This window comes from Bacillus infantis NRRL B-14911 (assembly GCF_000473245.1).
Lineage (GTDB): Bacteria > Bacillota > Bacilli > Bacillales > Cytobacillaceae > Bacillus_AB > Bacillus_AB infantis.
The window spans coordinates 3,353,906-3,378,067 of record NC_022524.1 but is presented as its reverse complement, the minus strand read 5'-3'; the positions used below and the strand labels follow the sequence as shown (position 1 = coordinate 3,378,067).

Here is a 24,162-nt window from a genome sequence, read left to right as displayed (position 1 = left end):
GCTCTAACCTCTTTTTCATTGAAAAAAAGATCTGCCGATGAGCAAATTATTAAAGGTTGTGACGACACGTATGATAAATGCGGCTTATATCCATATACCGTTTTGTGAACATATATGCCATTATTGTGATTTTAATAAAGTGTTTCTTAAAGGCCAGCCGGTCGATGAATATCTGCAGGCCCTTGAAAAAGAAATGGAATTGACCCTTCAGGATCGTCCCTCAAGCCCTTTCCGTTCAATTTTTGTTGGCGGAGGCACCCCGACTGCCTTGGATGCACGCCAGCTCGAGATGCTGTGCGCATCAATCAGAAAGCATATGCCTCTTGAAGAAGGGGCAGAATTCACCTTCGAAGCAAACCCGGGCGATCTTTCTGAAGATAAGCTGAAGGCGCTTTATGATGCCGGGGTAAACAGGCTGAGCTTTGGAGTCCAGACCTTCAATGAAGAATTGCTGAAGAGGATCGGCAGAACACACAGGGCCAAGGATGTATTTGCATCAATTGAACTTGCGAAAAAAACAGGGTTCAGCAGCATCAGTGTAGACCTTATTTACAGCTTGCCGGGCCAGACCATCGCTGACTTCAAGGAAACGCTGGATACTGCCTTTACACTGGATATCCAGCACTATTCCGGATACTCACTGATCATTGAACCGAAGACGGTTTTTTATAATCTTATGCGAAAAGGGAAGCTTCCTTCCCCGGGTGAAGATGCAGAGGCAGCGATGTATGAGCTTCTTATGGAAAGGATGGATCTTGAAGGATTTAAGCAATATGAAATCAGCAATTTTGCGCTTCCCGGTTTTGAAAGCAGGCATAACCTGACATACTGGAATAATGAAGAGTATTATGGATTTGGAGCCGGGGCCCATGGCTATGCAGGCGGGAGCCGGAATGCCAATTACGGGCCGCTGAAGAAATATATGGAGCCCTTGTCGGAAAACAAACTTCCTGTCATGGAATCGCATATTGTGACAAAAGCTGAAAGGATGGAAGAGGAAATGTTCCTGGGGCTTAGAAAGACGGAAGGTGTAGAAGTTTCCCGCTTTATGGAGAAATTTGAAGAAGATCCCCTTCAGCTGTTCAGGAGCGAGCTGGAAAGGCTTCAGACATTAGAACTGATCGAAGCTGGCGGGAAGTCGATCCGGCTGACGCGAAAAGGGCGCCTTCTTGGGAACGAAGTATTTCAATCCTTCATCGGTGTAATCTAATGATTGACATCGCGCCTATAAATTTGATAATTTATTATTAGATTTAGCACTCACTGTTGAAGAGTGCTAACAGAGGTGATAAACGTGTTAACAGATCGTCAATTATTGATTTTCCAGGTGATTGTTGATGATTTCATTCGGTCTGCCCAGCCAGTCGGTTCAAGGAGCCTGTCGAAAAAAGAAGAAATTTCTTTCAGTTCGGCCACTATACGAAACGAAATGGCTGATTTAGAAGAATTGGGTTTTATCGAGAAAACACACACCTCATCCGGAAGGGTTCCTTCTGAAAAAGGCTATCGCTATTATGTTGACCATCTTTTGTCACCCCAGAAGCTGAACCAGCAGGATATATTCACCATTAAGTCCCTCTTTGCAGAGCGGATTTATGAGCTCGAAAAGATTGTGCAGAAATCTGCCAGAATCATGTCAGAACTGACGAGCTATACGTCAATTGTCCTTGGTCCAGCCGTTAAAGAAAACAAGCTGAGAAAAATTCAGATTGTCCCTCTGAACAAGGATACGGCCATAGCCATCATTGTGACTGATACAGGGCATGTGGAAAACAAAATGTTCAGCATACCTGAGAATATCCACCCTGGGGAAATAGAAAAACTGGTCAATATCCTGAATGAGCGGCTAGCCGGTGTGCCTATAGATAATCTCAACGATAAAATCTATAAAGAAGTGGCTGTACTGCTCAGGCAGCATGTCAATCACTATGATCTCCTGCTCTATTCTTTTGCTGACATATTAAAGCTGTCAGCCAATGAAAAACTCTTTTTCGGCGGCAAGACGAACATGCTCAGCCAGCCGGAATTCCATGATATCAATAAAATCAGGAATCTGATGAATATGATTGAGCAGGAAGAAAGCATCTATGATTTAATACGCAAAGATAAATCAGGAATCAATATTAAAATCGGCAGAGAGAATGAGAACTCGGCCATGGAAAACTGTAGCCTCATTACTGCCACCTATTCAATGGGGGCAGAGCAGCTGGGGACCATCGCGGTCCTTGGGCCGACGAGGATGGAGTATTCCAGGGTGATCAGCCTGCTGCAGATTATCAGCGCAGACCTCACTGACGTCCTGACGAAGCTGTATCAAAAGAGCTGACGCGGGTAATATTGATGATGGGTGGAAGCTGTCTTCCATCCCTTTCATTGCGTGTAAATATTTATATCCAATCAGCGTCCTATGGCATGCAAGTCACGCCAGGCATGCTTAACCTTTAAGGGAGGTGAACTAGTTGGCAGACAATAAGGACTTTTTAAAGGAAGAAGAACAAGAAGCAGCCGCTGCACAAGGCAGCAATGAGCCAATCGAAGCAGTTTTCGGAGAATCAGCTGCACCATCTGAAACTGGTGAAAATGGTGAAGAGCCATCTATGGGCCAGGAAGACTCAGCAGAGCTGAAGGCTACACACGAAAAAATTGCAGAGCTTGAGGCGAAATTGGGGGAAGCAGAAAACCGCTATCTCCGTCTTCAGGCAGACTTTGATAATTCCAGGCGCCGGGCAAAGCTTGACCAGGAGGCGGCTGAAAAATATAGAGCACAAAAACTGATCACTGAACTGCTTCCAGCCCTTGACAATTTCGAAAGAGCGCTGAAAATGGAAACTGACAATGAGCAGGCCAAAACGCTCCAGCAGGGAATGGAAATGGTTTACCGCAGTCTTGCGGAGGCGATCAAGAAAGAAGGCGCCGAAGCAATCGAGGCTGTCGGAAAAGAGTTTGATCCGCATCTGCACCAGGCTGTCATGCAGGTTGAAGACGAAAACTTTGCATCCAACACAGTTGTGGAAGAATTCCAAAAAGGCTACATGCTAAAGGACAGGGTCATCCGTCCGGCAATGGTAAAAGTAAACCAATAATAAAACTACATATATCGGGAGGTAAGGAACATGAGCAAAATCATTGGCATTGACTTGGGTACTACAAACTCATGTGTATCCGTTCTAGAAGGCGGAGAGCCTAAAGTAATTCCGAATCCGGAAGGAAACCGTACAACTCCATCAGTTGTCGCATTCAAAAACGGCGAACGCCAGGTTGGCGAGGTAGCTAAGCGCCAATCCATTACAAATCCAAACACGATCATTTCTGTTAAACGCCATATGGGTACAGACCATAAAGTGGAAGCAGAAGGCAAGGAATATACGCCGCAGGAAATGTCTGCTATCATCCTTCAGTATCTTAAAGGCTATGCAGAAGATTATCTTGGTGAAAAGGTTGAGAAAGCTGTTATCACAGTTCCAGCATATTTCAATGATGCTGAACGCCAGGCGACAAAAGATGCAGGCAGGATTGCCGGCCTGGAAGTAGAGCGCATCATCAACGAGCCTACAGCAGCGGCTCTTGCATACGGTCTTGACAAAATGGACGAAGACCAGACAATCCTTGTTTATGACCTTGGCGGCGGTACATTTGATGTATCCATCCTCGAGCTTGGCGACGGAGTTTTTGAAGTTAAATCAACTGCCGGCGACAACCGTCTCGGAGGGGATGACTTCGACCAGGTAGTCATTGATTATCTAGTAGAACAGTTCAAAAAAGAAAACGGCATCGACCTTTCAAAAGACAAAATGGCGCTTCAGCGCTTGAAAGATGCAGCTGAAAAAGCGAAGAAAGATTTGTCCGGCGTCACTTCTACACAAATCTCCCTTCCGTTCATCACTGCAGGGGATGCAGGTCCTCTTCACCTGGAGGTTACACTGTCCAGAGCGAAGTTTGATGAACTGTCAGCGGGCCTTGTAGAACGTACAATGGGACCTACGCGCCAGGCGCTCAAAGATGCCGGGCTTTCTCCATCAGAAATCGATAAGGTCATCCTTGTCGGCGGTTCAACCCGTATTCCTGCAGTTCAGGAAGCAATCAAGAAGGAAGTTGGAAAAGACCCTCATAGAGGCGTAAATCCTGATGAAGTTGTTGCTATGGGCGCAGCGATCCAGGGCGGAGTCATTTCCGGAGATGTTAAAGATGTAGTCCTATTGGATGTAACGCCATTATCACTTGGAATCGAAACAATGGGCGGAGTGTTCACAAAGCTGATCGAGCGCAACACAACAATCCCGACTTCCAAGTCCCAGGTATTTTCTACAGCTGCTGACAGCCAGACTGCTGTTGACATTCATGTGCTTCAGGGTGAACGCCCAATGGCAGCTGACAATAAAACTCTTGGCCGCTTCCAATTGACTGATATCCCGCCGGCACCGCGCGGCATACCTCAAATCGAAGTATCCTTCGATATTGACAAAAACGGCATCGTCAATGTACGCGCCAAAGATCTTGGAACAAACAAAGAGCAGACAATTACAATTAAATCTTCCACAGGCCTTTCTGACGATGAAATCCAGCAAATGGTCAGGGCAGCAGAAGAAAATGCAGAAGCAGATAAAAAGCGCAAAGAAGAAGTGGAGCTTCGCAATGAGGCAGACCAGCTAGTCTTCACAACTGAAAAAACTTTAAAGGATCTTGAAGGCAAGGTGGATGAAGCGGAAGTTGCGAAAGCGAACGAAGCTAAGGATGCACTGAAGGCGGCAATCGAAAAGAACGAGCTGGAAGAGATCCGCACTGCAAAGGACGCCCTTCAGGAAATCGTGCAAAATCTTTCTATGAAGCTCTACGAAGAAGCAGCGAAGCAGGCTCAGGCAGCTCAGGGTGCTGAAGGCCAAGGCGGAGATGACAATGTCGTGGACGCAGAATTCGAAGAAGTAAACGACGACGACAAAAAATAATAGCAGGCAGCAGGATATAAAAGTCAAAGTCAGGTTCCACTTGACTTTGGCTTTTTTTCTTAATCTGGAGCAGTGATTAGGCCAGGTGATTAGCCTGCGTTCCTTATTAGGGCAAGCGCCCTCCGCTTTTAGTTTATCCAGCTCCGGCGGCTAGGCCCTCGAGGTCTTAAGCCAAGCAGATCAGAAGGTTAAAGAACAACCTTCCGCTCTGCTTGTCTTAAGCTTGTCGGGCCTGAACAAGCCGCCTCCGCTTTTAGTTTAACTATTGCACTTTTTCTTTATAGAGTGATACAATAATCTTTATGTGAAATGACCGGGGAGTGTGAAATTCATGAGCAAACGGGATTATTATGAGGTCCTGGGGGTCAGCAAAAGTGCCAGCAAGGATGAAATAAAGAAATCCTACCGCAAGCTTTCAAAAAAGTATCATCCTGATATTAATAAAGAAGCGGACGCAGATGAGAAATTCAAGGAAGTAAAAGAAGCATACGAAGTTTTGAGTGATGATCAGAAACGCGCCCACTATGACCAGTTTGGCCATACAGATCCCAACCAGGGCTTTGGAGGAGGAGATTTCGGAGGCGGCTTCGGCGGATTCGAGGATATCTTCAGTACTTTCTTCGGAGGCGGTGGAAGGAGAAAGGATCCGAATGCACCAAGGCAGGGGGCCGATCTTCAATATACAATGTCCCTTTCTTTTGAAGAAGCGGTATTCGGAAAAGAAACTGATATTGAAATACCGAGGGAAGAAACATGCGAGACTTGCGACGGTTCAGGGGCCAAGCCTGGCACTAAGCCTGAAACTTGCCGGCATTGCCATGGCTCCGGCCAGCTGAATGTTGAGCAGAATACGCCGTTCGGCAAGATTGTCAACAGAAGGGTCTGCCAGTACTGCAGCGGCACAGGCAAAGAAATCAAAGAAAAATGCCAAACTTGCGGCGGCACAGGCAAAGTGACCAAGCGGAAGAAGATCCATGTAAAAATTCCGGCCGGCATTGATGACGGACAGCAGCTGCGCGTGACCGGACAAGGGGAACCAGGAATTAACGGCGGTCCTCCAGGAGATCTATATGTAGTATTCCATGTCAGGGGCCATGAATTCTTTGAACGTGAAGCTGACGATATTTACTGTGAAATGCCAATCACTTTTGTCCAGGCAGCACTTGGTGATGAGATCGAGGTGCCGACCCTCCACGGAAAAGTGAAACTGAAGGTTCCTGCCGGGACTCAGACAGGCACCCGCTTCCGCCTGAAAGGAAAAGGCGTGCCGAATGTGAGGGGCTATGGAAATGGCGACCAGCACATACTTGTGCGGATTGTCACGCCGACAAAACTGACAGAAAAACAGAAACAGCTTCTGCAGGAGTTTGGCGAAGTGAGCGGCCAAGTGCCGCAGGGTGAACAGGAAGAAAGCTTTTTCGCAAAGGTAAAAAGAGCCTTTAAGGGTGAATAAAGGAATGGGAGTTGGTAGAGAATGAAATGGTCAGAAATCAGCATTCATACAACAAATGAGGCGATTGAACCGATTTCAAACATTTTGCATGAAGCCGGAGCAAGCGGAGTAGTCATTGAGGATCCGTTTGATTTGATTAAAGACAGAGAAGATCAATTCGGTGAAATCTACCAGCTCAATCCGCAAGATTACCCAGAGGAAGGCGTTATTGTGAAAGCCTATCTTCCGGTCAACAGCTTCCTGGGCGAGACGGTGGATGAAATTAAGGAAGCCATCAATGGCCTTATCCTTTACAATATTGATATCGGGCTTAATAAAGTGACGATCAGTGAAGTGAACGAAGAGGAATGGGCCACGGCCTGGAAAAAATATTATAATCCTGTTAAAATATCTGAACGGTTCACCATTGTGCCGACCTGGGAGGATTATACGCCTGTAAGCAGCGATGAATTGATTATCGAGCTTGATCCGGGCATGGCTTTTGGCACCGGGACACATCCGACGACAGTCATGTGCATCCAGGCGCTGGAGCGTACGGTGGCACAAGGGGACAGAGTCGTTGACGTCGGAACCGGTTCAGGTGTGCTCAGCATTGCTGCCGCCATGCTCGGGGCGGAAAAAGTGGAAGCACTTGATCTTGACGAAGTGGCTGTTAAGTCTGCAAGGCTTAACATTAAGCTGAATAAGGTGCATGAGACTGTAAGTGTTTCGCAGAACAACCTGTTAAACGGAGTCCAGGAAGGGGCCGATGTCGTAGTTGCCAATATTCTGGCCGAGGTCATCCTGCGCTTTACAGATGAAGTGGCCAAAACGGTGAAAAAAGGCGGACGCTTCATTGCATCTGGCATCATTCAGCAGAAAAAGCAGCAGGTCAAAGAGGCAATCATCCAGGCCGGGTTCGAAATTGAAGAAATCCTGCAGATGGAAGACTGGGTCGCCATCATTGCCAAAAATAAATAAGACAAATATTTGACTGGACGGGAAAAACGGGAGTACTTGAAGCTGGGATACACCCCATGTCCTTCAAAATCCCTTTTTTCCGTTTGGCGGATTTGCAGCAGCCATACGGCATTTGCAATAAGGAAAGGTAGGCAGGTGCAGCCATGCAGCGATATTTTACAAATCGGGATAAGGATGGCAGATTCATCATAGCAGGCGACGATTTCCACCATATTACAAGGGTCATGCGCATGAAGGAAGGGGACAGCATTATTTGTGCCGTCCGCGGCGGCAGGAGTGCGGTATGCCGGATTGAAGAAATTACCGATGAACAAGTGATTGCGGAAGTAGTACAATGGAAGGAAGCGAGCTCAGAGCTTCCAATCAAAGCTGCAATAGCGAGCGGATTGCCTAAAGGGGATAAGCTCGAACTGATCATCCAAAAGGGGACAGAGCTTGGAGCTTCAGTGTTTATCCCTTTTACTGCAGCCCGTTCGATTGTAAAATGGGATGAGAAGAAAGCGGGAAAGAAAACAGAACGCTGGCAGAAAATCGCCAAAGAAGCGGCTGAGCAGTCTCATAGAGATTTGCAGCCTGATGTGCTCCAGCCTGTGAGCATGAAAGAGCTGATAGACCTGGGCAAGGGCTATGACCGTAAAGTGATTGCCTATGAAGAAGATGCCAAAGACGGGGAAAGCTCTGCTTTTGCATCTCTTTTGTCGGGCATGGAAAAGGGGCAGTCCCTTCTCATGGTGTTTGGCCCGGAAGGCGGCCTCTCGGAAAAGGAAGTTGCACTCTTAAAGGACAATGGATTTTTGTCATGCGGACTTGGCCCGAGGATATTGCGTACTGAAACAGCGCCGCTATATGCGCTTGCGGCTGTTTCTTATCATTTTGAACTAATGAGGTGAATACAATGGCAACAGTTGCTTTTCATACACTTGGCTGTAAGGTGAATCATTATGAAACAGAAGCAATCTGGCAATTGTTTAAGCAAGAAGGCTACGAACGGACAGATTTTGAATCTGCATCCGATGTATATATAATCAATACTTGTACAGTAACAAACACAGGTGATAAAAAAAGCCGCCAGGTCATCAGAAGGGCGATCAGGAAGAATCCTGATGCCGTAATCTGTGTAACAGGCTGCTACGCCCAGACCTCGCCTGCAGAAATAATGGCCATACCTGGTGTGGATATCGTCGTGGGTACACAGGACAGGGTCAAGATGCTGGAGTATATCGAACAGTATAAACAAGAACGCCAACCGATCAATGCTGTCGGAAATATTATGAAAAACCGTGTGTACGAAGAACTGGATGTTCCTGCCTTCACGGACAGGACACGCGCTTCCCTGAAAATTCAGGAAGGCTGCAATAACTTCTGTACATTCTGCATCATTCCGTGGGCACGGGGCTTGATGAGATCCCGCGATCCGCAGGAAGTCATCCGCCAGGCGCAGCAGCTTGTCGATGCAGGCTATAAGGAAATTGTCCTGACCGGCATCCACACAGGCGGCTATGGAGAAGACATGAAGGATTACAATCTTGCCATGCTGCTAAGGGATCTCGAGGCACAGGTAAAAGGCCTGAAGCGTCTTCGCATTTCCTCTATCGAAGCAAGCCAGATCACTGATGAAGTGATTGAGGTGATGGACAAGTCTGAAGTGGTCGTAAGGCACCTGCATATTCCTCTGCAGTCAGGCTCTAATACTGTACTTAAGAGAATGAGAAGAAAGTACACAATGGAATTCTTTGCAGAGCGCCTTGACCGCCTAAAAGAGGCGCTTCCCGGCCTTGCCGTCACATCTGACGTTATTGTCGGCTTCCCTGGTGAAACCGAAGAAGAGTTTATGGAAACCTACAATTTTATCAAAGAGCATAAATTCTCGGAGCTGCATGTGTTCCCTTATTCAAAAAGGACCGGGACACCTGCAGCCCGGATGGAAGACCAGATTGATGAGGAAATTAAGAATGAGCGGGTGCACCGCCTTATTTCCCTTTCCGATCAGCTGGCAAAGGAATATGCATCACAGTTTGAAAATGAGGTGCTTGAAGTCATTCCTGAGGAAATTTACAAGGAAGATCCTGAGAGCGGGCTTTATGTCGGGTATACTGACAACTACCTGAAAGTCGTATTCCCAGCATCAGAAGAGATGGTAGGGAAAATCGTGAAAGTCAAGATATCCAAGGCAGGCTATCCTTTTAATGAAGGACAGTTTGTCCGGGTCGTTGACGAGGATGCTGTATACGAAGAAGCGGCTGTCTAAGTATGTGATAAAAAAGAATGGGGAGTGTTCCCCATTCTTTTTTTTGTCAAAAATCGGCCGGAGGACTCTTCGGGCTACATATTTCCCTTTTAATATAGAAAAAATAGACGGGATGAAGAAAACGATTGCAAAAAACGATTAAAACCCATAATTTCAGCTACTTTTTTCGATAAGACAATGGTATGATGTAGAGGTACGGACAACTTGTTTGTTGAAAGGAGAACCATTGATATGGCAACTAATGTAGCAAAAATGATCGATCATACATTATTGAAAGCAGATGCGACAAAAGAACAGATTGAGGTACTTTGTTCAGAAGCTAAAGAATACAGTTTCGCGTCTGTCTGTGTTAACCCTGCGTGGGTCAGCTACGCGAGTGAACTGCTGGAGGGTTCAGGCGTAGATGTCTGCACTGTCATCGGCTTTCCGCTGGGGGCGTCAACACCTGAGGTAAAAGCATTTGAAACTAAAAATGCCATTGAGAACGGCGCAACTGAAGTAGATATGGTTATTAATATCGGTGCATTAAAGAGCGGCAGCAGTGATCTTGTAGAAGCAGATATCCGTGCAGTCGTTGAGGCGGCAAAAGGGAAGGCACTTACAAAGGTCATTATTGAAACATCCCTCCTTACAGAGGATGAGAAGGTCCTGGCATGTGAGCTGGCTGTAAAAGCAGGCACAGATTTTGTTAAAACTTCTACAGGTTTTTCTACCGGGGGCGCAACCGTTGAAGATATCAGGCTGATGAGAAAAACAGTCGGTCCTGAAATCGGTGTTAAAGCATCAGGCGGTGTCCGCAGCACCGAAGATGCTCAGCAGATGATTGAAGCAGGAGCTACAAGAATCGGTGCAAGCTCCGGAGTGGCGATCGTTAATGGATTAACGAGCGATTCAGATTACTGATTACTAAATGGAAAAGACAGGCAAGCATCAATTGCTGGCCTGTCTTTTTTTATTTGTCATGGATCTTCATAATTAACCTTCCAAAATGTTCAGCAAACGGCAGTACCATTAAAGAAGTGAGCACATTGAATAATACACTCACATGTGCCAGCTGGACATCCGGTTCGGCCGCTGCCCATTCGCCGAATGAGGAAAGGGAGGCTATGAAAGGGAGGAAAAGGGCTGCTCCCGCTATATTCAGCCAGATATGTGCAAAGGCAGTGAGGCGCGCCTCCTTCCCTGCGCCAATGGATGCAAGATAGGCAGTGAGGCAGGTCCCGATATTGGCTCCGAGCATAAAGGCTATGCCTGTATCCAATTCTATGATCCCGCCGTTCAGAAACCCCATGATGATCCCCACAGCCGCAGTGCTGGATTGGATGATCGCTGTCAGCACCATGCCAACTGCCGCACTGGTCAGATGGCTGTTCTCCATAAGCCCGAGAATATCGGTCAGAAAAGGGACACCCTGCAGCGGGGAAGCTAGAAATTCAAAGCCCTTCATCGAGGAAAGTACAATGGAGATGCCAAGGATTCCCATGCCAATATGCTTCAGTGCCTTTCTGCCAAATAAGATAAGGCACGACCCGGCTGCTGCCAGGGGGATGATGAGAGACTCGATATTGAAGGTGATGAATTCTGTTGTAAACGTCGTTCCAATATTTGTTCCCAAGATGATGCCGATCGATTGGGGGAAGGTCAGGATCCGGGCGGAAATAAGGCCGATAGTCAACACCATAACAGCAGAGCTGCTTTGCAGGACAGCAGTAATCAGCATTCCTGCCAGCATCCCCTGCCAGGGGAAATGGGTGTAAGCGGCGATCTTCCGCTTGAATGAATCACCGGAAAGTCCGTATAACCCTGATCTTAACAGTGCCATTCCGTATATGAAAAAAATAATCAACAATAAAAACAGGATAATCAGCAGCATGCGTTCTCACTCCTTCATTTAAACTCTATGAAGGAACGGGACTGGACATGCCTTGCGAAAAGGGTTTAATTTTACCGCTTCTATGGTAAATTAAATGAAAGGACAGAGCCTGCAAAAAAAAAACTGCACCTGCCCGTGATGAATTACAGTTGACCTTGTATCACTGTTATATTATAATTGCAAGGTACATGGAAATCTATGTTTCTGATGTAAGTGTGTTGTGCTCGGAGGGAGGGAAAGAGAATGTCTAAAACAGTCGTTAAAAAGAACGAATCGCTTGAAGATGCTCTTCGTCGCTTCAAACGTTCTGTATCTAAAACAGGTACTTTACAAGAGGCGAGAAAGCGCGAATTCTACGAAAAACCTAGTGTAAAGCGCAAGAAGAAGTCCGAAGCTGCTAGAAAACGTAAGTTCTAAGAGAGGGTGTATCAACTATGAGTCTTCTCGAGCGTTTAAATGATGATATGAAACAAGCGATGAAAAACAAAGAAAAAGATAAACTCACTGTCATTCGGATGATTAAAGCATCTCTGCAGAATGAAGCCATCAAGCTTGGCGGAGAGCTTAACGAAGAGCAGGAGTTAACTGTCCTTTCTCGCGAAGTGAAACAACGCAAGGACTCCCTCCATGAATTTGAAAAAGCAGGTCGTGAAGACCTTGTTGAAAAATTGCGGAACGAATTGATATTCGTCGAGCTATATATGCCCAAGCAGCTGTCTGAGGATGAAGTATCAAAGATTGTCCAGGAGACAATCGAAGAAACTGGAGCATCAGGAAAAGCCGATATGGGAAAAGTGATGTCTGCCATTATGCCTAAAGTAAAAGGCAAAGCGGACGGCTCACTTGTAAATAAACTTGTACAACAACACCTTTCATGAAAAAGTATGCCAAAAGACCGCAAGCAATCTGCCTGCGGTCTTTTTATTGCTTGTGAGCGGCATATTGCAATAAATTCAGGGTACGTATGGAAGGTGTGCCGCTGTTAAAAACTATTACATAGGAAAAAATAATGCCGAACAGAGAAAATGTGCTAAAAATGAATCTTTTTTCTTTTTAAAACGTAAGTAAAAGAAGATTAACTTTTGTTTGGGAAAGGAGGAGAAAATGGTGGCTCTCAGAAGGGCAGTCACTCTGCTGGCGTTTTTGGGCATCCTGATGATTATGCTGATTCCCGAAAAAGGGAATGCTGATAATGAAGTGGTATATGTTGTTCCCATTGAAGAAACAGTGGAAAAAGGCCTTTATGCATTTTTGAACAGGGCTGTCAGCACCGCTGAAGAGAATGGGGCTTCTGCCATTATTTTTGAAATGGATACACCTGGGGGCGCAGTGGATGCTGCCGGGAAAATAGGCAAGCTGCTTGCGGAAACAGAATTGAAGACGGTGTCCTTTGTCAATAATCAGGCCCTGTCGGCCGGTGCCTATATCTCTTTGAATATGGATGAAATATACATGGTGCCTGGTGCTGTCATGGGATCTGCTGCCATTATCGATCAATCAGGGAACACCGCAGGAAAGAAAGCGGAATCCTATTGGCTGAGTGCAATGAAGAGTGCTGCTAACCAGTCTGGCAGGGATCCGGAGATAGCACTGGCCATGGCGGATGAGTCGGTTGATCTGCCGGAATATGGCGCCCCAAAAGGGAAGCTTCTCACTTTGACATCAGAGCAGGCAGAGCAGGCAGGGTATTCTGAAGGCACTGTTTCATCTCTTGATGAACTGCTGGACACTCTTGGCTACTCAGGGGCAGAGATCAGGAGCCTGGATGAAAGCTTTGCAGAGAAAATAGCCCGTTTTATCACCCACCCGGTTGTTGTGCCGATTCTCTTGTCTGTCGGCAGCCTGGGACTTGTGCTTGAGCTTTACTCGCCGGGATTCGGCATCCCGGGATCGATGGGACTTGCTGCCCTCCTGCTGTTTTTTTACGGCCATATGGTTGCAGGCCTGGCAGGATATGAGTCCATCGTTTTGTTTTTGGTCGGCCTGGGGCTGATCATACTGGAGTTTTTCCTTCCAGGAGGGATTGCCGGGGCAATAGGCCTTGTTTCGGTTGTAGGAAGCTTGTTTCTTGCAACTGACAACGTTGTCCATACGGCCGTATCCATTTTGATTGCCATTGGCATTTCTATTTTGGTATCCATCTTAATGATAAAGGTGTTTGGTAAAAAAATGAAATTCTTCAGGAAAATTATATTGAGCGATTCGACAAGCACTGAGAAAGGGTATATCTCAAACAAGACGCGTGCAGAGCTTATTGGTCTTGAAGGCTATGCTCTGACTGCATTAAGGCCGGCCGGGACGGCTGTGCTCGAGGATGAAAGAATCGATGTTGTCAGCGAAGGCGGTTTTATCCAGAAAGGGGCAAGGTTAAGGGTCGTAAAAGCAGAAGGCTCCCGGATTGTTGTGAGAGAAATGCTTGATATGGAAAAAAAAGCCGATCAATGAATGGACTCCCGTGGAAACAGGGATGACAAATAGATTTTAAGGAGGAACATAATGTTAGGAGAAGGAACTGTATTTATTTTAGTAGCCGTGGTTTTGGCCGTTATTCTGCTGGCGGTGCTGTTTACTTTCGTACCAGTGGCACTCTGGATTTCCGCCCTGGCGGCAGGCGTCAGGGTCAGCATCTTCACGTTGATTGGAATGAGGCTCCGCCGGGTCATCCCGAATAGGGTCATCAATCCTTTGATTAAAGCCCATAAAGCGGGTCTGGATGTTACAACAAATCAGCTTGAGAGCCATTATTTGGCCGGAGGTAATGTGGATAGGGTTGTAAACGCACTGATAGCCGCACACAGGGCCAATATTGAATTGAGCTTTGAGAGAACCGCCGCTATCGACCTTGCTGGACGTGACGTTCTGGAAGCTGTACAAATGAGCGTCAATCCTAAGGTGATTGAAACACCGTTCATTGCCGGTGTGGCAATGGATGGGATAGAAGTCAAAGCTAAAGCGCGGATCACGGTCCGGGCAAATATTGAGCGGCTTGTAGGGGGAGCCGGGGAAGAAACAATCGTAGCCCGTGTAGGTGAAGGGATTGTTTCGACTATCGGTTCTTCGGATAATCATAAGAAAGTACTTGAAAATCCTGACATGATCTCTCAGACAGTTCTGTCCAAGGGCCTTGATGCAGGCACGGCATTTGAAATCCTGTCCATTGATATCGCGGATGTGGACATCGGCAAGAATATCGGTGCTGAGCTTCAGACTGAGCAGGCGGAAGCAGATAAGAAGATCGCCCAGGCTAAGGCTGAGGAAAGGCGTGCAATGGCCGTTGCCCAGGAGCAGGAAATGAAAGCAAAAGTAGAAGAAATGAGAGCAAAGGTTGTCGAAGCAGAAGCCAAAGTCCCCCTTGCGATGTCAGAAGCTCTCCGGTCAGGTAATCTCGGGGTGATGGATTACATGAACATCCAGAATATATCTGCTGATACGGATATGAGGGGTTCAATTGGAAGAACAACAGATCCAGGCATGGATGGGAAAAATAATGACTAACTAGCCGGGAATATGCTGGGAAAGGAGGATTCTCCTTGGAATTCTTATTGGAAAATCCATTTATTCTAGTTGTGCTGATCGGCATCATCTCCTCACTTTTCAGCAAGGCAAAACGCGGCGGCACTACGGGACCGGCACAGCAGCAGGGGAATGCGGAGCCTGAACCGGGACCGTATGCCGATGCCGGGTATGAGCCGGAGGAAAAACCGGCTGTACCGGTTAAGGAAGCAGGACGGCAAACGCTCGAAAGCATGGAGTCTTATTATCAGGAAAGAAAAGTGCAGGCAGAAGAACGCGCAAGGAGGCTTTCTGAAAGGCAGGATCTGCTGGAAAGAAGGGTTCAGAATGCACGCAATGCTGCTGGAAAACCTGAGAAGAGCACTAAAGCTGAACCTGCCGGACGGGCTGCAGTAAGCCGGGAAAAGCTTGCGGACGCAATAGTCTGGTCAGAAATCCTCGGGCCCCCCCGGTCAAAGAACCCGCGCAGGCTGCACAGACGCTGAACGGGCGGCATTAACGAATAAAAAGAGTGCTAGAACCTTCTTCCATCTCATACATATGAGATGAAAGGGGGTTCTTTTTTTTATGGCTAAAAAGTGGGGACAATACATTCGCAGCTGGATGACCAACCAAATGGAGCTTCCTCAAGATGTCATGATGGATTTACCCCGGATAACAATGATTGGGCAAATTCATATATATATTGAGAACCACCGCGGACTGATTGCTTTTAGTGATAAAGAGCTCAGGCTTCTGCTCAAGCAAGGGCAGCTGCTCATCAAAGGAAGCACCTTTGTCATTAAGACCATACTCCCTGAAGAGATACTGCTGGAAGGCAAAATCGACCAGGTGCAGTATATAGACGAATAATGGCCAGTGCCATGCGGTGATTCTTTTGAACCGCAGGGCTGGCTGAAAAAGAGATCCGGAGGGAAGGAAAATGAAGAATCAATGGATTGCTTTTTATTCTGGAATAATCACTGTAAAGGCTGCGGGCTCCGGCATTGAACGGCTGATCAACTCACTGACCAGGAACGGCATCATGGTCTGGCAGGTAAAAAGGCATGGAGAGCAAGCGGTTACCTTTAAAATAAAGCTGACTGACGTAAAGCGGCTCCGTGCGTCAGTAAGGAAGAGCGGATGCAGGATTGAATTCCTTCATCGAGCAGGCCTGCCCTTTCTGCTGAAAAGAAGTCTCAAAAACAGCGGTTTTCTTTTTGGTGCCGCCTCTTTCCTTGTTATCCTGATCCTTTTGTCCAATATGGTATGGGGAATTGAAATCAAAGGGGCAGATCCTGCTACTGAATATAAAATCCGCAGGCAGCTTGACGAAATGGGCATCCGCAAAGGTAAACTTCAGTTTTTTGTCAAAAATGTAGAAGGAATCCAGCGTGAGCTATCCAACGAAGTGGATGAGATCACCTGGGTAGGTGTGGAGCTCAAGGGGACAACCTACCACTTCCAGGTGGTGGAGAAAAACGAGCCGGATAAGCCGGAGCTTTTGAGCCCAAGACACCTGGTTGCCAAAAAGAAGGCTGTGATTTTGGACATGTTCGTGGAAGAAGGCAAGCCTGTTGTCAGCGTAAATGACCATGTCATCCCAGGCCAGCTTCTGGTTTCAGGCATCATCGGCCAGGACGACCAAACACAGACGGTACCGGCAAAAGGGGAAATCTGGGGGGAGACCTGGTATAAATCCGAGGTGAAACTTCCGCTTAAGAGCACCCTCCAGGTGTTCAGCGGAGGAGAAAAAAGGAAATATTATTTTGACATAGGAAATTTTTCAATTCCTGTCTGGGGGTTTGGCAAACCGGAATTCAGTGAATATGAGATAGAAGAGAACAGAAAGGACATTAAATTCCTGAAATGGACCCTCCCTCTCGGCTTTACAAGCAGGACCATGCGGGAAAGTGAAACCGTTACAAGGATTTACTCCAATGAGGAAGCCTTTGAAGTGGCAAAAGATTTGGCCAGAAAAGATATAAAAAACAGCTTGAGTGAGGATGCTAAGATCAAGGGAGAAAAAATTTTGCACCAATCCGTAGAGAATGGTAAAGTATTTATAGCAATACATTTCCAAATTATTGAGAATATTGCAGAAGGACAATCCATTATCCAAGGAGACACAGAATGACAGAAGACTTAAAAACCATGAATGTTCATCTGGAAGATCCTAATGAAGCAATAGCACTGATCGGGAATTCGGATGCCAACCTGAAAATAATCGAACAGGAACTGAATGTGTCTGTCGTCACACGGGGAGAAACGATTTTCGTGTCCGGCGAGGCAGATGCTGTCGAGCTTGCCGGCCAAATCCTGGACAAACTCATTTATGTGATCCGCAAAGGAATCAATATCAGCGGCAGGGATGTTATGTACAGTATCCAGATGGCCAAAAAAGGCACACTTGAATATTTCAGCGACCTGTATGAAGAGGAAATAACGAAGAATGCAAAAGGCAAGTCCATTAGGGTAAAAACGCTTGGGCAGCGCCAATATATAAATGCGATTAAAACAAATGATCTGGTATTTGGAATTGGCCCTGCAGGTACAGGCAAGACCTATCTGGCTGTTGTGATGGCAGTCAATGCATTGAAAAATGGGAATGTAAAGAGAATAATCCTGACCAGGCCGGCTGTTGAAGCAGGCGAAAGCCTTGGCTTCCTTCCTGGGGATCTGAAAGAAAAGGTCGATCCTTACCTGCGGCCGCTTTACGATGCCCTGCATGACATCCTTGGCGCCGAACATACTCAAAGGCTGATCGAGAGGGGTACCATTGAAATAGCCCCCCTTGCCTATATGAGGGGCCGTACGCTTGATGATGCATTTGTCATTCTTGACGAAGCACAGAATACAACACAGGCTCAGATGAAAATGTTCCTGACCAGGCTGGGCTTCGGCTCCAAGATGGTCATCACCGGTGACCGTACACAGGTCGACCTTCCGAAGGGAGTCCGTTCCGGGCTGATTGCTTCAGAAGATATCCTGTCTGCTGTAAAAGGAATTTCCTTCTCTTACCTGGAGCAAAGCGATGTCGTCCGCCATCCGCTTGTAGCCCGGATTATTTCAGCTTACGAAAAAACAGACCAATAATAAAAACCGTCCTGGTGGGCGGTTTTTATTCTGTCTGAAAAGGACCTGCCGGCAGGCAAACCCTCTGTTTCGCCAAGTTGATGTGAATAGAGGGTGAAACTTGACGGAAAAACTGTTATCATTTTACATAATCGTAGTTCAAATTAAATGTGAGCTTATCCGGCCCTGCTTATGCCTGGATAGGAGGGGGAAGCATGGAAAAATTACAGCGCCAGTTGGCAAAGGTCAGAAACCTGTTGGATATGACATTCTTTAGAGTCGTCTTATTTCTTCTGCTCGGCATCGTACTATATGCCGCCATGTTCAGCAATGTAAAGCCCGAAAAGCTCGACATAAGCCTATTTTCTGTGGCTGAACAGACAATCCGCTCACCGATTACAATAGAAGACAAGGCGAACACCGAGAAGGAAAAGAAGGCGGCCGCCGACCAGGTGACCGATGTATACATAGTCAAAAAGGAAATCAATCAGAACCGTGTCGATCTGATCACTTCCATATTTGATTCCGCAGCGGAAGTTAACGAAGAGATAAGCGAGGAAGCGGCACAAAGCGGTAATGAACAGGGTGATGGAGAACAGGAAACTGCATATGTTCCGCCTTCTTCTTCGGAAAAACTGAAAATGCTCAAGGAAAAGCTGACAGATAATGTGACGAAGGAAGTCTCTGATGCGGTCCTGTCACCGCTTCTGCAGGCGTCCAAGGACGAGCTTACGATTGCAAGGGACCTTACTGTAACGGCGATCAACAATGTGATGGGCAGTAAAATCCCTGCTGATGAAGTTGAAAACAGCAAAAAGAGGGTGGAGGAAGAGCTGAAATATACCAGTCTGAGCACGAATTTGAGAAGCTCGGCTATTGAGCTTGGCAGATATGCTGTCATCCAGAACGAATTTTATGACCCGGCTGCGACTGAAGAACTCAGGCAGCAGGCAGTAGAGAATGTAGAACCGGTCAAAATCCTCCAAGGCCAGATCATCGCGGAAGAGCGCCAGCTGATCAACAGGGAAATCTACAGGCAGCTGGAGCTTACAGGGCTTCTGGACAACCAGAAAAGCATACAGCCGTTTCTGGGGCTGGGCCTGATTGTAGCCATCATTCTGGCTGCACTCTATTATTACTTTTATGAGCTGAATGTTCAAAAGGAGCTGAAACAGAATTACCTCCTGCTGTTCAGCCTGATTTTCATCCTTTCGCTTTTGCTGATGAAATGCGTAAGCCTCCTGCAGCTGCTCCAGTATCCGGAAATTGGCTTTATATTTCCGGCTGCAATGGCAGCCATGCTGATCAGAATCCTGATCAATGAAAGGCTTGCCATTCTGATTACGATAGTCCTTGCCATCTGCGGAAGCGTCATGTTCAATGAAGGCACTGCCGGAACATTGAATATAAATATGGGCATCTATATCATTTGCTCAGGCTTTGCGGGTATATTATTCTTAAACAAGCAAAACAACAGGTCCAAGATTCTTCAGGCAGGGCTGTTTGCAGCAGGGGTGAACCTTGTTGTGATCATCGCCCTCATGCTGCTTAGAAATACTCATTTCGAGGCGGTTGAATACAGCTTCCACTTAGTGACAGCATTGATCTCCGGTGTGGCTTCATCTGTGCTGGCCATCGGCCTGCTTCCGTTCTTTGAGGGGAGCTTTGGCATCCTTTCCGCCATGCGGCTGATTGAGCTGTCAAACCCGAACCATCCGCTGCTCCGCAAAATCCTGACTGAGGCGCCGGGGACCTACCATCATAGTGTAATGGTGGCAAATCTGGCTGAGTCAGCATGTGAAGCAATCGGGGCAAATGGCCTCCTTGCCAGGGTAGGCTGCTATTATCATGATATCGGGAAGACAAAGAGACCGCATTTTTTTATTGAGAATCAAATGAATATCGAAAACCCGCATGACAGGCTGCCGCCGCAGACAAGCAAAAATATCATTATTGCCCATGCGGTCGACGGAGCTGAAATGCTGAGAAAGCACAAAATGCCGAAGGAAATCGTCGATATTGCCGAACAGCACCATGGCACCTCTTTGCTCAAATATTTCTACCATAAGGCCAAACAAAACGGTATGGATATCAATGAAGAGGACTATCGTTATCCGGGGCCAAAAGCACAGTCAAAGGAAATCGCCGTCATCGGCATTGCCGACAGTGTCGAGGCAGCGGTCAGGTCCATGTCCAATCCGACACCTGAACAAATTGAAGGGCTTGTCAGGAATATCATCTCAGACAGGCTTCAGGATGAACAGCTGAACGAATGTGACTTAACACTGAAGGAATTGGAAATCGTTGCACACACTTTTTGTGAAACTCTAAAGGGGATCTTCCATTCCAGAATAGAATATCCAGAATCCACGAAACAGAAGGTGAAGCAAGCATGAGCTTAAATATTGATTTTTTGGATGAAACAAATGAAGTAAAAAGCAGCCATATTGAACAGGTTGAAAAGCTGCTGAATTTTGCAGCAGAAAAGGAAAATGTTGAAGCTGGTTCGGAATTGTCCGTAACCTTTGTAACGAATGACCGTATCCAGGAAATAAACAGGGAGTACCGCGATAAAGACAAACCTACTGATGTTATTTCCTTTGCCATGGAAGAGCTTGGGGAAGGAGAAACAGAAATTGCCGGGGAAGGTATTCCAAGGGTGCTCGGCGATATCATCATATCAATTCAGAGGACAGAAGAACAGGCCGGTGAATATGGACACTCTTTTGAACGCGAGCTGGGTTTCCTTGCTGTTCACGGATTCCTCCATCTTCTTGGATATGACCATGAAACAGATGAGGAAGAAAGAGAAATGTTCGGCAGACAGAAGGACATCCTTGATGAGTACGGGCTCACGCGATAAGAAGCCGGGTGCCGGGAAAGGCTTGTGGCCTGTTTTTGCTGCAGCTTTTGCCGGTATCGGCAATTCACTGAAGCAGGAAAGGAATATGAGGATTCATGCCCTTTCATCAGCTGTGGTCATTGCAGCAGGCGCCGGCTTTTCCTTAAGCCGGATCGAGTGGATGTTCATCATATTGGCCATTGCCGGGATGTTTGCGCTGGAACTGATCAACACAAGCATTGAAAGAGCTGTGGATCTGTCAACAGAAGAATGGCACCCGCTGGCAAAGCAGGCCAAGGATGCTGCAGCAGGGGCTGTGCTGGTGTTTGCTTTTGCGTCGGCAGCACTCGGTGCAATGATATTCCTCCCGAAGATATGGTCACTTTTTCAGTAGGAGCGGCTCCAGCATGCCGTTCTTTTTTAAATTAGGGAAAATAATGAAATGAAACCGTATGTACAATCAAATACTGATATTTACAAACTTGCCTGTAATTTTATAAAAGAAAAGCGGGAATGGATTTTGGGCTTTCTTGAAAACGCTGTCTGATTTGGTTAAAATGACAGAGCATGTATTGAGATAGTGTGTCCATTTTTGGAAAATTCAAATTTTTTATTACGATTTTGCTACAATCAATGAAAATCTTGCAAAAATAAGGTAAAATATAAGAAGGAGAATACTCCCCTCCTTCGAAAGGAAGAATGACTGATGAAGACGGAAGTGTTGATTGAAGAAGCAAAAAAAGCAAGGGACAAAGCATATGTGCCATACTCCAATTTCCCGGTGGGAGCAGCCCTTCTGACTGAAGACGGTAAAATATACCATGGCTGCAATATTGAGAACGCGGCATACAGCATGTGCAATTGTGCTGAGCGCACTGCACTTTTCAAAGCATATTCCGAAGGAGACAAAAAATATACAGCAATGGCAGTTGTAGCTGATACAGAGCGTCCGGTTCCTCCATGCGGAGCCTGCCGCCAGGTTATTTCAGAATTATGCCCAAATACGATGAAAGTGGTTTTGGCGAATTTAAAAGGGGATATAAATGAATTAACAGTAGAAGAGCTGCTGCCTGGAGCTTTTTCACCGGAGGACCTTAATGAATAAAGAATGGAATAGCAATCGCGAACAAACTCATAAATCTGGATTTATATCTATTATCGGACGGCCTAATGTTGGTAAATCAACATTCTTGAACAGAGTCATTGGCCAGAAAATCGCCATCATGAGCGATAAGCCCCAAACCACGAGGAATAAGGTACAGGGTGTGCTTACAACCAATGATGCTCAGTTTATATTCATTGATACACCAGGGATCCACAAGCCAAAGCATAAGCTGGGCGACTTTATGATGAAGATAGCGCAGAATACGCTGAAAGAAGTGGACCTTATCCTGTTTATGGTGAATGCCGAAGAAGGCTTCGGCCGCGGCGAGGAGTTCATCATCGAGAAATTTCAGAATGTGAAGACTCCCATCTTCCTTGTCATAAATAAAATTGATCAGATTCACCCTGATAAGCTTTTTTCCATCATTGAATCCTATAAAGAGAAATACGGCTTTAAGGAAATCATCCCGATATCAGCGCTGGAAGGGAACAATGTGGATACGCTGCTGGAGCAGATCAAGCAGTATATACCGGAAGGGCCGCAATTCTATCCGGCTGACCAGGTGACAGACCATCCTGAAAGGTTCATTGTATCCGAGCTGATCAGGGAAAAGGCTTTGCACTTGACCAGGGAGGAGATTCCGCATTCCCTTGCTGTAGTGATTGACAAGATGGAGAGGCGCGAAGACAAGGATGTCATAAATGTGATGGCTACTGTCATTGTAGAACGCGATTCCCAAAAAGGGATTGTCATTGGGAAGCAGGGCGCTATGCTCAAGGAAATCGGCAAGCGGGCCAGGACAGATATTGAAAATCTGCTGGGCTCGAAGGTCTATCTGGAACTATGGGTAAAGGTGCAGAAGGATTGGCGCAACAAAATGAGCCAGCTGCGTGATTTCGGATTCAGAGATGATGAATATTAAAGGGCGATTCAGCCATAACTAACCTATTTCACCTCAACTGGAATTATGCAGACTTTTTATTAACAATTATTACGTCTTATGATTTTCTAATGACAGGCTATGATAAAGGTATGGAATTAATAATTGCTAGTTAAAAATTGAAAGGTGGGGTTTCCAATGTTGGATTTTACCTGGAAGGTCTTCAAGCAGACAGGTAATATTGACACATATCTTCTTTTTAAGGAGCTTGAAAAAGAAACTCAGGATTTGCCCGGAAGCAGTGAACATGAACTAGCAGAAGTTGATTTTCCCATCTCATAGGTTTGTCTCTTGCAGGGATGGTGGCATAAGTGTTTGAAAAATGCGAAGGAATCGTATTGAGAACAGTCAATTATGGTGAATCCAATAAAATAGTTACTCTTTATACCCGGGAATGGGGTAAGGTTGGCGTGATGGCCAGAGGTGCAAAAAAGCCTAACAGCAGGCTTTCGGCTGTCACCCAGCCTTTTACTTATGGCTACTTCCTCGTTCAGAGAAGCAGCGGGCTGGGGCTTATGCAGCAGGGGGAAATGGTCTCCTCCATGCGCTCGATCAGGGAGGATATCTTCCTGACGGCATATGCCAGCTATATTGTGGATCTGACTGATAAAACAGTCGAAGAGAAGAAGCCGAATCCGTTCCATTTCGAACTGCTTCACCAGACTTTGAATTATATGAACGAAGGCTATGATCCTGAAATCATGGTGAATATTTACGAAATGAAAATGCTCAATTCCCTTGGACTTTATCCGGTCCTGGATAAATGCTCTGTCTGCGGAAGCACTGATGGGCATTTTTCTTTTTCCATCAGGGAGGGCGGTCTCATTTGCCACCGCTGTCTGGAGAAAGACCCGTACCACTATAAGATTTCGCCGGCAGCTTTAAAACTCCTGCGCCTTTTTTATTATTTTGATTTGTCGAGGCTTGGGAATATATCAGTAAAGCCGGAAACCAAAGCGGAACTGAAAAAAATTATCTCAGCCTACTATAATGAATACTCCGGCCTCAGTCTGAAAACCAGAAAGTTCCTGGACCAGATGGATAAGATGGGCGGTTTCTTTGAAAAAGGATAATGCCTGAGGGGAGCTCACAGTCATTCTCCGATACAGGCCCCCTCCGCGTTTCGATTGTCAGTTGGAAAGCTTAGGCCCTCGAGTCTTAAGCCACCTAAGGACAGAAGGCAAAGAACGCCTTCCATCCTTAGGCGTCTTAAGCTTGTCGGGCCTGAACA

Annotated in this window: 25 protein-coding genes; 24 read left to right on the top strand and 1 reads right to left on the bottom strand. The window is 46.4% G+C overall.

Translation table 11 applies throughout. The features are described 5' to 3' along the window. The first annotated feature begins 70 nt into the window (after positions 1-70). From hemW to deoC, 9 genes are all read left to right on the top strand, one after another. Positions 71-1,210: a radical SAM family heme chaperone HemW gene (hemW, locus tag N288_RS17140; RefSeq protein WP_022544210.1), complete on the top strand. Its 1,140-nt coding sequence runs from the start codon at positions 71-73 to the stop codon at positions 1,208-1,210. A gap of 84 nt (positions 1,211-1,294) precedes the next feature. Continuing rightward, positions 1,295-2,326, top strand: a complete 1,032-nt coding sequence (gene hrcA, locus N288_RS17135) for a heat-inducible transcriptional repressor HrcA (RefSeq protein ID WP_009796262.1) — start codon at positions 1,295-1,297, stop codon at positions 2,324-2,326. A 133-nt stretch (positions 2,327-2,459) separates the two neighbouring features. Then, a complete protein-coding gene (grpE, locus tag N288_RS17130) occupies positions 2,460-3,083 on the top strand; it encodes a nucleotide exchange factor GrpE (RefSeq protein WP_009796261.1) in 624 nt (207 codons plus the stop codon). A 30-nt stretch (positions 3,084-3,113) separates the two neighbouring features. Beyond that, a complete protein-coding gene (gene dnaK, locus N288_RS17125; protein WP_009796260.1) occupies positions 3,114-4,943 on the top strand; it encodes a molecular chaperone DnaK in 1,830 nt (609 codons plus the stop codon). Positions 4,944-5,274: 331 nt separating this feature from the next. Continuing rightward, complete coding sequence (gene dnaJ / locus N288_RS17120; RefSeq protein ID WP_009791383.1) at positions 5,275-6,396, top strand: molecular chaperone DnaJ; 1,122 nt, start codon at positions 5,275-5,277, stop codon at positions 6,394-6,396. Positions 6,397-6,417: 21 nt separating this feature from the next. Next, a complete protein-coding gene (gene prmA, locus N288_RS17115) occupies positions 6,418-7,356 on the top strand; it encodes a 50S ribosomal protein L11 methyltransferase (RefSeq protein WP_009791384.1) in 939 nt (312 codons plus the stop codon). A 143-nt stretch (positions 7,357-7,499) separates the two neighbouring features. Continuing rightward, positions 7,500-8,246 carry a 16S rRNA (uracil(1498)-N(3))-methyltransferase gene (locus tag N288_RS17110; protein WP_009791385.1) on the top strand — a complete coding sequence of 249 codons (747 nt, stop codon included), beginning with the start codon at positions 7,500-7,502 and terminating at the stop codon, positions 8,244-8,246. Between the two features lie 5 nt (positions 8,247-8,251). Beyond that, complete coding sequence (gene mtaB, locus N288_RS17105; RefSeq protein WP_009791386.1) at positions 8,252-9,604, top strand: tRNA (N(6)-L-threonylcarbamoyladenosine(37)-C(2))-methylthiotransferase MtaB; 1,353 nt, start codon at positions 8,252-8,254, stop codon at positions 9,602-9,604. A 231-nt stretch (positions 9,605-9,835) separates the two neighbouring features. Further along, complete coding sequence (deoC, locus tag N288_RS17100) at positions 9,836-10,507, top strand: deoxyribose-phosphate aldolase (protein ID WP_022544208.1); 672 nt, start codon at positions 9,836-9,838, stop codon at positions 10,505-10,507. 49 nt (positions 10,508-10,556) lie between these two features. Here the strand turns inward: deoC and N288_RS17095 are convergent, their stop codons facing one another. Continuing rightward, on the bottom strand, positions 10,557-11,477 hold the full coding sequence (locus N288_RS17095; RefSeq protein ID WP_009791388.1) for a Na/Pi symporter: 921 nt from the start codon (positions 11,475-11,477) through the stop codon (positions 10,557-10,559). A 243-nt stretch (positions 11,478-11,720) separates the two neighbouring features. Between N288_RS17095 and rpsU the strand changes: the two genes are divergently transcribed. The 15 genes from rpsU (at position 11,721) to recO (ending at position 24,004) form a co-directional block, all read left to right on the top strand. Further along, entirely contained in the window at positions 11,721-11,894 is a 174-nt protein-coding gene (gene rpsU, locus N288_RS17090; RefSeq protein ID WP_009791389.1) for a 30S ribosomal protein S21, read from the top strand. Between the two features lie 17 nt (positions 11,895-11,911). Continuing rightward, positions 11,912-12,355 carry a GatB/YqeY domain-containing protein gene (locus N288_RS17085; protein ID WP_009791390.1) on the top strand — a complete coding sequence of 148 codons (444 nt, stop codon included), beginning with the start codon at positions 11,912-11,914 and terminating at the stop codon, positions 12,353-12,355. A gap of 226 nt (positions 12,356-12,581) precedes the next feature. Continuing rightward, positions 12,582-13,922 carry an NfeD family protein gene (locus tag N288_RS17080; protein WP_022544207.1) on the top strand — a complete coding sequence of 447 codons (1,341 nt, stop codon included), beginning with the start codon at positions 12,582-12,584 and terminating at the stop codon, positions 13,920-13,922. Between the two features lie 51 nt (positions 13,923-13,973). Next, on the top strand, positions 13,974-14,972 hold the full coding sequence (floA, locus tag N288_RS17075) for a flotillin-like protein FloA (protein WP_009791392.1): 999 nt from the start codon (positions 13,974-13,976) through the stop codon (positions 14,970-14,972). Positions 14,973-15,007: 35 nt separating this feature from the next. Further along, complete coding sequence (locus N288_RS17070; protein WP_009791393.1) at positions 15,008-15,475, top strand: hypothetical protein; 468 nt, start codon at positions 15,008-15,010, stop codon at positions 15,473-15,475. Positions 15,476-15,557: 82 nt separating this feature from the next. Then, a complete protein-coding gene (yqfC, locus tag N288_RS17065; RefSeq protein ID WP_022544206.1) occupies positions 15,558-15,842 on the top strand; it encodes a sporulation protein YqfC in 285 nt (94 codons plus the stop codon). A 70-nt stretch (positions 15,843-15,912) separates the two neighbouring features. Next, on the top strand, positions 15,913-17,106 hold the full coding sequence (gene yqfD / locus N288_RS17060; protein WP_009791395.1) for a sporulation protein YqfD: 1,194 nt from the start codon (positions 15,913-15,915) through the stop codon (positions 17,104-17,106). Beyond that, positions 17,103-18,065 (top strand): PhoH family protein, encoded by a 963-nt coding sequence (locus N288_RS17055; protein ID WP_009791396.1) that lies wholly within the window; start codon positions 17,103-17,105, stop codon positions 18,063-18,065. Before yqfD ends, N288_RS17055 begins: the two co-directional genes overlap by 4 nt. A gap of 194 nt (positions 18,066-18,259) precedes the next feature. Beyond that, complete coding sequence (locus N288_RS17050; protein ID WP_022544205.1) at positions 18,260-20,440, top strand: HD family phosphohydrolase; 2,181 nt, start codon at positions 18,260-18,262, stop codon at positions 20,438-20,440. Next, a complete protein-coding gene (gene ybeY / locus N288_RS17045) occupies positions 20,437-20,907 on the top strand; it encodes an rRNA maturation RNase YbeY (protein ID WP_009791398.1) in 471 nt (156 codons plus the stop codon). Before N288_RS17050 ends, ybeY begins: the two co-directional genes overlap by 4 nt. Then, positions 20,885-21,280, top strand: a complete 396-nt coding sequence (locus N288_RS17040; RefSeq protein ID WP_009791399.1) for a diacylglycerol kinase family protein — start codon at positions 20,885-20,887, stop codon at positions 21,278-21,280. Before ybeY ends, N288_RS17040 begins: the two co-directional genes overlap by 23 nt. A 312-nt stretch (positions 21,281-21,592) precedes the next feature. Continuing rightward, positions 21,593-21,991, top strand: a complete 399-nt coding sequence (locus N288_RS17035) for a cytidine deaminase (protein WP_009791400.1) — start codon at positions 21,593-21,595, stop codon at positions 21,989-21,991. Then, complete coding sequence (gene era, locus N288_RS17030) at positions 21,984-22,913, top strand: GTPase Era (RefSeq protein WP_009791401.1); 930 nt, start codon at positions 21,984-21,986, stop codon at positions 22,911-22,913. Before N288_RS17035 ends, era begins: the two co-directional genes overlap by 8 nt. Positions 22,914-23,069: 156 nt before the next feature. Next, positions 23,070-23,213 carry a YqzL family protein gene (locus tag N288_RS24820; RefSeq protein ID WP_009791402.1) on the top strand — a complete coding sequence of 48 codons (144 nt, stop codon included), beginning with the start codon at positions 23,070-23,072 and terminating at the stop codon, positions 23,211-23,213. A 29-nt stretch (positions 23,214-23,242) separates the two neighbouring features. Further along, on the top strand, positions 23,243-24,004 hold the full coding sequence (gene recO, locus N288_RS17025) for a DNA repair protein RecO (RefSeq protein WP_009791403.1): 762 nt from the start codon (positions 23,243-23,245) through the stop codon (positions 24,002-24,004). The last annotated feature ends 158 nt before the right edge of the window (positions 24,005-24,162 follow it).

Bases quoted from the DNA above. Each gene is read 5' to 3' on its own strand.
- N288_RS17085 (WP_009791390.1), top strand. From the start codon at position 11,912: ATGAGTCTTCTCGAGCGTTTAAATGATGATATGAAACAAGCGATGAAA.
- mtaB (WP_009791386.1), top strand. From the start codon at position 8,252: ATGGCAACAGTTGCTTTTCATACACTTGGCTGTAAGGTGAATCATTAT.
- yqfD (WP_009791395.1), top strand. From the start codon at position 15,913: ATGAAGAATCAATGGATTGCTTTTTATTCTGGAATAATCACTGTAAAG.
- N288_RS17110 (WP_009791385.1), top strand. From the start codon at position 7,500: ATGCAGCGATATTTTACAAATCGGGATAAGGATGGCAGATTCATCATA.
- N288_RS17095 (WP_009791388.1), bottom strand. From the start codon at position 11,477: ATGCTGCTGATTATCCTGTTTTTATTGTTGATTATTTTTTTCATATAC.
- hemW (WP_022544210.1), top strand. From the start codon at position 71: ATGATAAATGCGGCTTATATCCATATACCGTTTTGTGAACATATATGC.
- ybeY (WP_009791398.1), top strand. From the start codon at position 20,437: ATGAGCTTAAATATTGATTTTTTGGATGAAACAAATGAAGTAAAAAGC.
- yqfC (WP_022544206.1), top strand. From the start codon at position 15,558: ATGGCTAAAAAGTGGGGACAATACATTCGCAGCTGGATGACCAACCAA.
- N288_RS24820 (WP_009791402.1), top strand. From the start codon at position 23,070: ATGTTGGATTTTACCTGGAAGGTCTTCAAGCAGACAGGTAATATTGAC.
- N288_RS17035 (WP_009791400.1), top strand. From the start codon at position 21,593: ATGAAGACGGAAGTGTTGATTGAAGAAGCAAAAAAAGCAAGGGACAAA.
- dnaJ (WP_009791383.1), top strand. From the start codon at position 5,275: ATGAGCAAACGGGATTATTATGAGGTCCTGGGGGTCAGCAAAAGTGCC.
- floA (WP_009791392.1), top strand. From the start codon at position 13,974: ATGTTAGGAGAAGGAACTGTATTTATTTTAGTAGCCGTGGTTTTGGCC.
- N288_RS17050 (WP_022544205.1), top strand. From the start codon at position 18,260: ATGGAAAAATTACAGCGCCAGTTGGCAAAGGTCAGAAACCTGTTGGAT.
- rpsU (WP_009791389.1), top strand. From the start codon at position 11,721: ATGTCTAAAACAGTCGTTAAAAAGAACGAATCGCTTGAAGATGCTCTT.
- N288_RS17040 (WP_009791399.1), top strand. From the start codon at position 20,885: ATGAGTACGGGCTCACGCGATAAGAAGCCGGGTGCCGGGAAAGGCTTG.
- N288_RS17055 (WP_009791396.1), top strand. From the start codon at position 17,103: ATGACAGAAGACTTAAAAACCATGAATGTTCATCTGGAAGATCCTAAT.
- deoC (WP_022544208.1), top strand. From the start codon at position 9,836: ATGGCAACTAATGTAGCAAAAATGATCGATCATACATTATTGAAAGCA.
- era (WP_009791401.1), top strand. From the start codon at position 21,984: ATGAATAAAGAATGGAATAGCAATCGCGAACAAACTCATAAATCTGGA.
- N288_RS17080 (WP_022544207.1), top strand. From the start codon at position 12,582: ATGGTGGCTCTCAGAAGGGCAGTCACTCTGCTGGCGTTTTTGGGCATC.
- dnaK (WP_009796260.1), top strand. From the start codon at position 3,114: ATGAGCAAAATCATTGGCATTGACTTGGGTACTACAAACTCATGTGTA.
- prmA (WP_009791384.1), top strand. From the start codon at position 6,418: ATGAAATGGTCAGAAATCAGCATTCATACAACAAATGAGGCGATTGAA.